We start from the raw sequence: 11,088 nt of genomic DNA, 5'->3' as shown, positions 1-11,088 counted from the left end.
CATTTTTATTTGCGAAATACTTTGTAGGTTTTGACTCCACCTTGGGTATGAAGTTTAATAATATACATTCCAGGGACACATTCTGCAAGATTAATTTTATCTGAAGTTGTTCCGGATTGAATAAATTGTCCTACATAATTGTAAACACTGTATTCTACTTCTTGGTTTTGCTGATTTGAAATATTTATATAATCATAGGTTATAGTTGGGTATATTGTCACAGCATCACTTGCCGAATTGTTTACGGATAGTATGTTCCAAGAATCCTCCGCTTGTGGACCATTCCAAATTAAAGTCGCCAAGAAGGGATTGTCTATAAAAGGGTTTCTATTTCCTTGAATAGTTTGAAGTATATCATTCCGATTGCGTTCGTGTTGTGAAACCGGATCGAGCATGTTCCACTCTAAAAAGATATTTGGCATATCTCCGAAATCGGAATACGATGTAGGTCCAATACCCACTCGTATTGCTTCACATTGCGAAGGGTATCTCACATACATGTACATGACTATTCTTGCAACATCGCCTATCCATTCATCACCCGGATACCAAAATCCGCCAAAAGTGATGTATGAATTGGTTCCCGCACCAAAATCAAACGCACGATTACTTCTGGTTTCGTTTATAAAACTATCTGCCGATCTAAGATTATGTACATCGGAACCGGCGAACTCAAAACCAAGATTTGGTATTCCCAGTGAGCGTGGGTAAATATGTTCACGATTCCAACGACCAAAGCATGATGAAGAATTACAAGTAAGCTCTTTGTTTCTCGTTCTGTCATTTATTACTGTTTGATCATTATCATCCCACCCATAAATTAAAAATACATTATTGGTATTCTCCGGATTTAAATCGGTTAGTTTTATTACGTCCCATGTATCCGTTTCATTAGAAGTATAGGGTAAAAATGTGGTATGTGTATTTGTGATTAACTCTGTTAACTGATTTTTTAATTCATTTCCCGTTGTGTTAAAATTAACAGGGGAATAGTATGCCGGGATTTGGCAAAAACACAGGAACGGAAAGAGTAAGAAAAGAAATTTTAGTTTCATATACAAATTTAGCAATTTTAAATCTATCAAAAAAAAATTCTTATCGGACAATACTTAAATTGTAGTTAAATATTGGAGATGCGGTCTATGGTCATTATTTTTTATTAACAGCGTAACTAAATTGGTTATGAGATCAAATGTACAGCTGTTACTTTTCATGTTTAATGAAATTAAGTAAATTGAGAGACATTTGCCGGAGTTTAGTTTCAGACTCACTTTAGTTTTAAAATAGTTTCAGCTTGTTTTTTGCTTTACAGCAAATAAAGATTTTTTACGATTTTAGACCATTTAAAATTGTCACTGCTACTTTAACTACGCAAATTAGTTATATCATATCTTCTCTATAACCTTTTGTAAGGATTTAAAATCTTTTTCTTGCACATTAAAAGACATTCGTTCCAAGGCGTTGTATATAACTTCTCCTGTTTGTGAATTTACTACCGAAATAATTTTTTTGGAGTTATCCTGATGATAGAACAAATAATAAAAAACTTCCCCTGCTTGAATTTTTTCGTTTAGTTCAGCATTCGAAACAAAGACTTTTTCAAATTTATAGTCTTCAGTTAGTTTTTCTATGTTTCGTTCATCTCGATTTAGACCAATATTTTTTTGTTTAACATCTTGACTAATATAAAGCTTTTGCTTTTTAAGTTTATTCAGTTCTGATTTATTTATGACCTCTGAATAACCATCATACAGCGTATTTGCTGATAAATTGTTACTCATTACTTTGACGTAATTTTTTAAAAACCCTAAGTGGTAGTTTCGCAAATATTCCGGCGAAATATCCATATAGCTGTGCAGGCCATTGTCTCGCATTCTGGTATAATCGGGACAAAAAGAAATTTTTCCGAAAATTGTTTTGTCATATTTTGTTTCCTTTTTACCAATTTTTATGTCGTTCACAACATAAAATTCAATATCAATAAAAACGTAGTCCACTTCTTTAATTGCACGATTCGGATTGGTGTAATTAATCGTTTTAAGGAAGCCACTATATTCCGCCACCACTGAAGACACTTGTAAGTATTTTGAAGGATTTTCATTAAAATCTTTGATCGGAACAACTTCATATTCGCTAAATGTCCAACTTTCCGACAATAGTTTTTCATAATCAGCTCTACTAAATTTATCCGGTAACACAAATAATATTTTTCTCCCTTTTATTTGTTCCATTACTTTAGCACTATTGGCTTTGGTTTTCTCCGCTAAATAATCAGGAACTCCGACATAAACTTGCGAATGAAGTAATAAAGAAATCATTGTAAAACCAAACAAGAGGAAACGTTTCATTATTTTGCTATTTAAATTAGATTTCAAAAGTAATATATAATTTGGTTTAGAATTTTCTGTTGACTTTTTTAATTTGGTCAACTTTTTCATTCCTTACTATTTATGCCTCCACTGAAGATTAGTGGTTTGGAGTAGTTGGGTTGCATCTTAAAATTGTTTACGTTTTGGCGTACTGTTTGTAAAAGTAGTAAAGAAGAAGGCATATAAAATGGATTAAGAACCCTAATCCGTTTAATTTCGAAGTGATACTCTAGTGGCGAGACCGAGATTTGAACTCGGGTCCGCCAAGGCGGATATGAATCCAACGCTCTAACCAATTGAGCTATGTCATCATTTTTTTAATTAAAAGAAGTTGTTAGATTTTAAATTTTTAATAAAAATTCTTCCGTTTCCGGTTTTGAGCCATTTTTCGCGATTCAAAGCCTCCGTTTTAGAATTGTAAAATTCTAAATAGACTACTTTCCAAGGTCTGAATTTTATCATAAATCCTTTAGTTGCTAATTCGTTATGACTTTTAAATCTTTCTATTAAAGAAGTAGTAAAACCGACATAGGTTTTATCAAACTTTTCAGAATAAAGAATGTAAACAACAAATTCCATAAATAAGAAAGTCCCCTTAGTGGGGACTTTGTAGCGAGACCGAGATTTGAACTCGGGTCCGCCAAGGCGGATATGAATCCAACGCTCTAACCAATTGAGCTATGTCGTCATATTTTTAATTAAAAGAAGTTGTTAGATTTTAAATTTTTAATAAAAATTCTTCCGTTTCCGGTTTTGAGCCATTTTTCGCGATTCAAAGCCTCCGTTTTAGAATTGTAAAATTCTAAATAGACTACTTTCCAAGGTCTGAATTTTATCGTAGATCCTTTAGTTGCTAATTCGTTATGACTTTTAAATCTTTCTATTAAAGAAGTAGTAAAACCGACATAGGTTTTATCAAACTTTTCAGAATAAAGAATGTAAACAACAAATTCCATAAATAAGAAAGTCCCCTTAGTGGGGACTTTGTAGCGAGACCGAGATTTGAACTCGGGACCTTTGGGTTATGAATTTAAAAAATTCTTTGTTTTACCCTATATTTTGCTTAAATAAGATTAATTTACAATAAAATTAGTGTTCGGATTGATGTTCTGTTATTTTCTAATAATTATGCTAATTTAATCAAAATATATTAATCTTAATAAAAGTTTTAATGTAAAATTAATAACTCAAGTCAAATATCTCAATTAAATCCAATATTGCAGAATTTAAAGAGCTAAAGTGATTTATTGTTTTGTCATTTTCAGTCAATTCTTTAACATTATTGATTTCTAAATAAACATCTGCTAAATCATATCCTTCAGGATAATTTTTAGATTCTAAAATCTGGCTGCATTTAATTCTAAAACCTAATTTATTTAATTCCTTAGAAGTTTTATCCCATGATTTAAATTCTGTCATATCTGGAAATGCAATAATTTTGAATCGCTTTATCGGGTTTAGCATTTCAAGTTTAAAATTTGTTTTACTGCCGGTTGCTAGCCACAAATAGTTTGGCATAAATAAACTCATCATAATAGCTGTTTTTTCTGATTCAACAATTGCTACTGTTTCCCCTTTAAATTCATTGATTAAGTGTAATCCGAATAAACATTGATTTAATACAAAATTTTCAATTTTTAGAATTTTATGCATCCAATTGATATGATTGAAAGGTGATTTTACTCTTTTTCCATTTTCTTTATCAAACAACATTACTTTTCCGGAGTAAACTCTATTTTGTTCATCAATTTGCCAAAATACAGTTGAACCTTTCCAATGTGAACTTGTTCCAATTAGGTATCTTAGGATTACTGCTTTTATTTGTTCAACTGAGAAATACTTTTTGAGGAATTGTATAAAGTTATTCTCCTTGAAATTGTTTCCATGAATGGAGACCTCATTTGTATTTATAAAAGACTGGTTTTTTGTTATTAATATTGAAGCATGATCATAGATAGGAAGATTGTTATTTTGTGAAGGTTTTAAATGGTACGCACAATTACTTTCTCGATCACATCTCCCAAATTGCTGTTCCATATAAATTTGATTCTCATTATCAAAGTACTTAACAAATGTCTTTTTTTGACAACTTGGACAAATGAATTTCTTGCTAGATTTATCGAGTGAATATTTAAACATGGCTGGATGTTTTACTTATTAAACTCGTAACAATCGTAATTCTCGTAATGATTACGAATTTTACGAGTATTACGAGTATTACGAATTGTTTTTCTTTTTACTGAATACTGTTTTTATTAAGTATTCAATAATTTGTTCCTTATTCATTGGAGCTTCATCAATGAAATCTTCTATATCAAATGGTTTTATGTGCGGTTCTAACATAGAAAATAGTATTTCCTTTTCCGTCTCCGGTAAGGTCATAATTATTTCATATGCTAGTTTTGCAGTCACTATTTATTTTCTTTTTTCAATATGTTTCTGACAGTTCCCTCGCTAATGTCTAATTCTTCAGCTATTTTTACATTCGAGTATCCTTGTTCTTTTAATTCTAGTATTTTAGAAGTTCTTTCTTCATTTTGCATTTGAGGTATAACTTTTAAATGCTCGAACTCGCTGTCAAACCCTAAAAATTGAAATTCTAAAAAATTGAAATTGTTTACGATTTGGCATAGCACTATGTTATTTGTGTCGTAAATATGTTCGGTATTTCGCTGTTTTATTTGTTTCAAATATCTCTGGCCTTTGATTTGAAAACTTTCGCCTATTGCAAAGCTGCTATCACAAAAATTCATTAACATCTTACTGCCGGAAAGATCATTTTTAGTAATGGCTTTTGTGGTATCACGTTTTGGCGTATGAGCCAAAACTAAAATGGATAAATCATATTTCTTTTTTAAAGCATTGAGTTGCTTCATTAGGTGCAGTGCATCTTTTGCTTTTTCAGTGTCATTTCTCAAATAAGTAATATTGTCTATTACTAAGACTTTTACATTAAGTTTTATTATATTTTTCTCAATAGAATAAATAATGTATTCATCAAAATTTTTAAATCGATCAGGCACCGTTTTTTCCGGGTTTATTTCTGCTCTCAGAAATTTATTATCAAATTGGTAATGGTCTTCAAAATGATTTGAATATCTTTTTTCGAATTGTTTATCTGATAATTCAAAGTCAAGATACAGTACTTTGCTAGCTTCTTTTTGAAGTTTGAATCCATTGATAGCATTTCCTTTACTGATACTGTTACATATTTGAACTGCTAATATTGATTTACCTAAATTAGTATCAGAGAAGAGTATGCACAATTCATTTTCAAACCAAAATTCCCCAAAAAGCATTTTGGGAATTGGTCTTTTTTTAGCTTCATTAATCCATTCATTTGCTCTTTTTACAATTAGACAATCATTGTCAATAGAATCGACATTATCTTCATCTGAATGAGATAATTCCTTTTCAAGTTCTTCTTTGAATGATTCTTTGTTGGAAAATTGATAATCCATATTTTATTAAATGATTTGTATATTAAACCCTTTACTGTATATAAAATCAAATAGAACATTATATTTAAATGCATTTGGATTTTCCGCTACACCAAAATAGAAATAGCGATTTGGATTATTTTCCTCGTTACGGTAACGAAAAATATCATTATAGACTTTATCAAATTCATTTCTTAAAGACATTGGATAATCATCATCTTTAAGTATTTTTAAAACTATCTCTTTTAAATTTTCTAAAAAAATATTGGTATTGTAATCGTAGTAATTAACCCTTTTTTCGAAAATCCAAGCAGTTAGAATTATAAAGTCAAAGGAATCACACCGAACTTTTTTGAATGATTCGATTAAGTTATGATGTTCAATTTCTTCAAATTCCAAATTAGACTGTATCATATTCCTCATCATGTCAGAGAGGGATATGTTACATTGAATTGCTTTTTCTTCCAATTTTTGCCTTAGTTCGTTTGAAAGACGAACATTTAATACTTTTTTTTTCATAATTATTTAATTTGATTTAAATAATTATATACATCCGATTTTTTAAATCGTATCGTTCGATTTAAGCGAGAATAGGGGATTTTGTTGTCTCTACGGAGCTTCCAAAGTGAAACCTCGCTACATTTTAAGATTAAGCATGTCTCTTTGACAGAAATGTATTCTTCTTCAGAAGTAAAACTGTTTGTAGTAGAGTTTTTTTGTCTTTCTAAAATTTGTAACGTTTTAGATTGAAGGTTTTTTACTTCACGAACTTCATCTATTAAGTTGTGAAATTGTTTGAAAAAATTTGCATTATTCATATTAAAATTTATTAAGATTATTTGATTTCAAATATTCTTAATAAATTGTAATACAGCAAATTAAATGTATGTCAGAAAGGTGTGGATTTATGTCAGATTTTAACAAATTTAAAAGAAACCTGTAGAATTGCTTTTTTTTAACTTCATTTTATGGTATTCAGTGTTCATAAATAGAACTCTTGCATCGTGTTCCCAATTTGCTTTATACGGATGAGTTATAATTTTGGATATTTTTAATTTGAATTCATAATAAACAAATTCTTGGAATTTTTCTTTTGTTCTTTTGTGAACTAAATTTTGACTTGTTAATACTTCATATAAGCTTTCAATTTCAGCTTTGTTTAAAGAAGTGGAGTTTTGAACAATATATTTAGTGAATTCATATCCGAAAACTTCTGTAAAAATTTCCTTATTATCTTCAAATTTACATTCATTATAAAATATGTTATTGAAATATTTATCCTCATGAAAATTATTTTTATTGTTTAATTCAATTAATATTTGCACAATCATTTCAAAATAAACAGCATTTTTAATTTCAATATTATCATTATAAAAATCGTCTTCATAAAATTCGATATTACCTATCAAGAAATTTATCATATTCTCAGTTGTGCAGATGCTTTTTTTAAATGATAATTGATACATGTATATTTTGAAAATTTTATCTGTCAAAAGTTGTGTATGCTTATATTCATATTCTGTGTTTACTTCACCAATAATATCTATAAATTTAATTTCTAAATTTTCGTAAATATTATTAAATACAGATAAGGCAATTTTTCTTTTTTCTAATTCAATGATTCCGAAGCATTTCTCTTCTAATTCTAGAAAAAAATTAAATTTTAAATTTATGATCTTTTCTTTGTAATGATTATAAATGAAAAAATAGAACTCGTTCATTAAATCTATTTTAGGTTGAAATATAGTTTCATGAAGCATTTCATTAAAATTATTTTCATCAAGTGGAATCGAATTTACTATTTTCTCTAATATTTTGTTGCTAAATAAATTGTCATAACAATTGTTTTGCTCCAAATAATCCTCTAGTTGATCTTTTGTCAATCCTTCAATTTCTTCTTTTTTTATTATTCCAAAATAGCTCATAACATTATATTTTTTTCAATGCTTGTGTTTAGTACAAAAAATACTAATGTATTTTTAACCAAAATTAATAAAAATTACGTAACTTTGCATAAAAATTATTAAGTATTTAGTGTACTAATAGAATTTATGTTAGAGAGACTTGAAAATATTGTTCAAATGAAGTCGGGAGTTTTTGCCAAAAGTGGCACAAATCCTGACTTGTTTTATATACAATCAACAGATTTTGACAAGCAACTTTCGTGGAATAAAAAGTTGAACCCTATTTTAACCAATTCTTCAAAGTTTAATACTCATTTGTTGAAAGTGGGTGATGTATTATTTGTTTCAAAAGGAAGAAACTTTTTTGCTGTAGCTTATGATGGTGCTTATGCTCCGGCAGTTGCTTCAACAACATTTTTAGTGCTTCGGGTTAAGTCTAAGATTGTATTGCCCGATTATTTAGTTTGGTTTTTAAATCATCCTCAAACCCAAAGTGTATTGTGGAGTTTTGCAAAAGGTTCATCCATCCCTTCTATAAGTAAAACCATTTTAGAACAAATAGAAATTCCAATACCCAATTTATCAAAACAAAATACTATATTAGAACTCCACAAATTGCAGTTGCAAGAAAAAAAGATTCAAAAGCAAATTGGAAAATTAAGACAAGAATATATCAACCAACTAACATACAAATCAATTGAATAATATGAGTAAAAAAATAAACCAGAAAGAAATCAATCAAATCGTTTGGAAAGCCTGTGATACATTTAGAGGTATTATTGATCCATCTCAATATAAAGATTACATCTTGACCATGTTGTTTTTAAAATACATTAGTGATGTAAACAAAGAAAAGCGAGCTGAGTATATGCAAAAATACAATAGTGATGAATCCCGAACTGAGCGAGCTTTAAAAATGGAACGTTTTCAAGTTCCTACTCATTGTAGTTTTGACCATTTATTTGAAAACAGAAATGAAGGTAACATTGGCGAATTAATTAATATTGCATTAGCTGATTTAGAAGAAGCCAACCGAGAAAAATTAAGCAGTGAAGATGGAAGTGGAATTTTTAGAAACATTGATTTTAATAGTAGCAATTTAGGTGACGTAAAAGATAAAAACACCCGTTTGAAAAATCTACTAGGTGATTTTGCAGAGTTAGATTTATCACCTTCACATTTAGAGGGTGAAGATGTTATTGGAAATGCTTATGAATACCTTATTGCAAACTTTGCAGATAATGCAGGTAAAAAAGCCGGAGAATTTTTCACGCCAAGCGAAGTTTCCACTTTGTTGGCTAAATTAACCAAGTCTAAACCCGGTGCAAGAATCTGTGATCCAACCTGTGGATCGGGTTCCTTATTAATTAAAGCAGGTAGAGAAGTAGGAAGCAACAATTTTTCTTTGTACGGACAAGAAGCAAACGGCAGTACATGGGCTTTAGCAGTTATGAACATGTTTTTGCATGGTTTTGATAATGCAACCATTCGTTGGGGGGACACAATCAGAAATCCTAAGTTAAAAGAAGGTGACCAGTTAATGAAGTTTGATACTGTGGTTGCAAATCCACCTTTTTCACTTGACAAATGGGGTGCAGACATAGCGGTTGGCGATGTTTACAATCGCTTTTGGCGTGGTGTTCCTTCCAAAAGTAAAGGTGATTGGGCTTTTATCAGTCACATGATTGAAACATTGAACGAAACAGGAAAAGCCGGAGTAGTTGTTCCACATGGTGTATTGTTCAGGGGAAGTAGTGAAGGGAAAATTAGAGAAAAAACCATTGAAGATAATTTATTAGAAGCTGTCATTGGATTACCTTCTAACTTGTTTTTTGGAACCGGTATTCCGGCAGCTATTTTGGTTTTCAATAAAGACAAAGGAAAAAACACCGATATTTTATTTATTGATTCCAGCAAACATTTTGAAAGCGGTAAAAACCAAAATAAATTGCGTGATACTGATATTGCAAAAATTGTTGCTACCTATGATCAATTTCATAAAGGCAAGTTGCCAAGTGGTATAGTACAAGAAAAATATAGTTATGTTGCAACGGTGGAAGAACTTGTTGAAAACGACTTCAATCTAAATATTCCTAGATATGTTGACACATTTGAAGAAGAAGCTACCATTGATATAAAAGCCGTGCAACAAGAGATTGCAAAATTGGAAGTTGAGTTGCAAGAAGTGCAACAACAGATGAATAAATATTTGCAGGAATTAATTGACTAAGCGTATGAAACCAACTATTTCACTTTTACCATTGCAACGTGATGTTGAAAACAAAACTATTTTAAAGAAAGCTGCTAAAGCACATCAAGCATTAGCTGAGTTGAAAGGTGCTGCTAACGCAATACCTAACGAAAGTATTTTGATTAATACTTTGTCTTTGCAAGAAGCCAAAGATAGTTCTGCAATTGAAAACATTGTTACAACACACGATGAGCTTTTTCAAAGTGATTTCTTGACTCATGATTTTAAAACTTTAGCAGCAAAAGAAGTTTATAATTATGCCAAAGCCTTGCAATCGGGTTTTGCAAAAGTGAAAAAAAATAAACTTTTAATTAATTCTTATATCCTTGAAATGCAGTCAGAGCTTGAGGAAAATAAAGCAGGTTTTAGGAAATTGCCCGGCACTTCTTTGAAGAATGATCAAACGGGTGAAGTAGTTTATACTCCACCACAACACCCCGAAGAAATTGTCAATTTAATGCAGAATCTGGAAATATTTATAAATAATGATGATATGAGTGATTTGGATCCATTGGTAAAGATGGCAATTATTCATCATCAATTTGAAAGTATTCACCCATTTTATGACGGAAATGGTAGAACCGGACGTATTATAAATATTCTTTATCTAGTAAAACAAGATCTTTTAAAAATACCAATACTTTATTTGAGTAGGTATATTAATGAAAACAAAGCTACCTATTACCGTTTGCTTCAAGAAGTTCGAGAAGTTGATAATTGGGAAGATTGGATTCTATTTATGCTTGAAGGTGTTGAACAAACTTCAAAGCAAACTATTTTATTAATTGATGGTATAAAAAACGAAATGCTCAGTTTTAAAAAGAAAATGAGAATAGAATTGCCTAAAATTTATAGTCAAGATTTATTAAATAACCTTTTTAGACATCCTTACACTAAAATTGAATTTGTAAAAAATGAATTAAATGTAAGTCGTATTACAGCCACTCGTTATTTAAATGAATTAGTTAGGATTGGATTATTAGATAAACATAAATTAGGTAGAGATATTTATTATATTAATACTGCTCTTTATACATTATTAAGTAATGCTAATAATAAAAGAGAAAACTAATGTGTATAGAAAATAGGTGTTTTCTATACACATTAAATATGATATGTATAGA

Annotated in this window: 13 protein-coding genes; 3 read left to right on the top strand and 10 right to left on the bottom strand. The window is 29.9% G+C overall.

The genetic code is table 11. The annotated features are described in order from the left end of the window. Nucleotides 1–5 precede the first annotated feature (5 nt). From B0I10_RS01265 to B0I10_RS01215, 10 genes are all read right to left on the bottom strand, one after another. The gene (locus B0I10_RS01265) at nucleotides 6–1,055 is read right to left on the bottom strand and encodes an endonuclease (RefSeq protein WP_112084665.1); all 1,050 of its coding nucleotides are present in this window, start codon (nucleotides 1,053–1,055) and stop codon (nucleotides 6–8) included. Nucleotides 1,056–1,385: 330 nt separating this feature from the next. Beyond that, a complete protein-coding gene (locus tag B0I10_RS01260) occupies nucleotides 1,386–2,348 on the bottom strand; it encodes a hypothetical protein (protein ID WP_146740288.1) in 963 nt (320 codons plus the stop codon). Nucleotides 2,349–2,690: 342 nt separating this feature from the next. Continuing rightward, on the bottom strand, nucleotides 2,691–2,948 hold the full coding sequence (locus B0I10_RS01255; RefSeq protein ID WP_112084663.1) for a GIY-YIG nuclease family protein: 258 nt from the start codon (nucleotides 2,946–2,948) through the stop codon (nucleotides 2,691–2,693). Between the two features lie 119 nt (nucleotides 2,949–3,067). Then, nucleotides 3,068–3,325 carry a GIY-YIG nuclease family protein gene (locus B0I10_RS01245; protein ID WP_112084662.1) on the bottom strand — a complete coding sequence of 86 codons (258 nt, stop codon included), beginning with the start codon at nucleotides 3,323–3,325 and terminating at the stop codon, nucleotides 3,068–3,070. 223 nt (nucleotides 3,326–3,548) lie between these two features. After that, nucleotides 3,549–4,508 (bottom strand): DUF6371 domain-containing protein, encoded by a 960-nt coding sequence (locus B0I10_RS01240; protein ID WP_181456867.1) that lies wholly within the window; start codon nucleotides 4,506–4,508, stop codon nucleotides 3,549–3,551. Between the two features lie 78 nt (nucleotides 4,509–4,586). Further along, a complete protein-coding gene (locus B0I10_RS01235; protein WP_112084661.1) occupies nucleotides 4,587–4,781 on the bottom strand; it encodes a hypothetical protein in 195 nt (64 codons plus the stop codon). Next, nucleotides 4,781–5,830, bottom strand: coding sequence for an AAA family ATPase (locus tag B0I10_RS01230; RefSeq protein WP_112084660.1), 1,050 nt, complete (start codon nucleotides 5,828–5,830; stop codon nucleotides 4,781–4,783). The genes B0I10_RS01235 and B0I10_RS01230 overlap by 1 nt, the downstream gene beginning before the upstream one ends. Before the next feature lie 6 nt (nucleotides 5,831–5,836). Then, entirely contained in the window at nucleotides 5,837–6,328 is a 492-nt protein-coding gene (locus B0I10_RS01225) for a ribbon-helix-helix domain-containing protein (protein ID WP_112084659.1), read from the bottom strand. Between the two features lie 2 nt (nucleotides 6,329–6,330). Beyond that, entirely contained in the window at nucleotides 6,331–6,627 is a 297-nt protein-coding gene (locus B0I10_RS01220; RefSeq protein WP_112084658.1) for a helix-turn-helix domain-containing protein, read from the bottom strand. 108 nt (nucleotides 6,628–6,735) lie between these two features. Next, nucleotides 6,736–7,734: a hypothetical protein gene (locus B0I10_RS01215; protein WP_112084657.1), complete on the bottom strand. Its 999-nt coding sequence runs from the start codon at nucleotides 7,732–7,734 to the stop codon at nucleotides 6,736–6,738. A 126-nt stretch (nucleotides 7,735–7,860) separates the two neighbouring features. Between B0I10_RS01215 and B0I10_RS01210 the strand changes: the two genes are divergently transcribed. Genes B0I10_RS01210 through B0I10_RS01200 form a run of 3 tightly spaced genes read left to right on the top strand, consistent with a single transcriptional unit; the run spans nucleotide 7,861 to nucleotide 11,036 of the window. After that, entirely contained in the window at nucleotides 7,861–8,418 is a 558-nt protein-coding gene (locus tag B0I10_RS01210) for a restriction endonuclease subunit S (RefSeq protein ID WP_112084656.1), read from the top strand. A gap of 1 nt (nucleotide 8,419) precedes the next feature. Further along, complete coding sequence (locus B0I10_RS01205) at nucleotides 8,420–9,943, top strand: type I restriction-modification system subunit M (protein WP_112084655.1); 1,524 nt, start codon at nucleotides 8,420–8,422, stop codon at nucleotides 9,941–9,943. A gap of 4 nt (nucleotides 9,944–9,947) precedes the next feature. Beyond that, the gene (locus B0I10_RS01200) at nucleotides 9,948–11,036 is read left to right on the top strand and encodes a Fic family protein (RefSeq protein WP_112084654.1); all 1,089 of its coding nucleotides are present in this window, start codon (nucleotides 9,948–9,950) and stop codon (nucleotides 11,034–11,036) included. Nucleotides 11,037–11,088 lie beyond the last annotated feature (52 nt).

The sequence above is a fragment of the Flavobacterium lacus genome (assembly GCF_003268815.1).
Classification (GTDB): domain Bacteria; phylum Bacteroidota; class Bacteroidia; order Flavobacteriales; family Flavobacteriaceae; genus Flavobacterium; species Flavobacterium lacus.
This window is presented reverse-complemented; position numbering and strand designations above follow the sequence as displayed.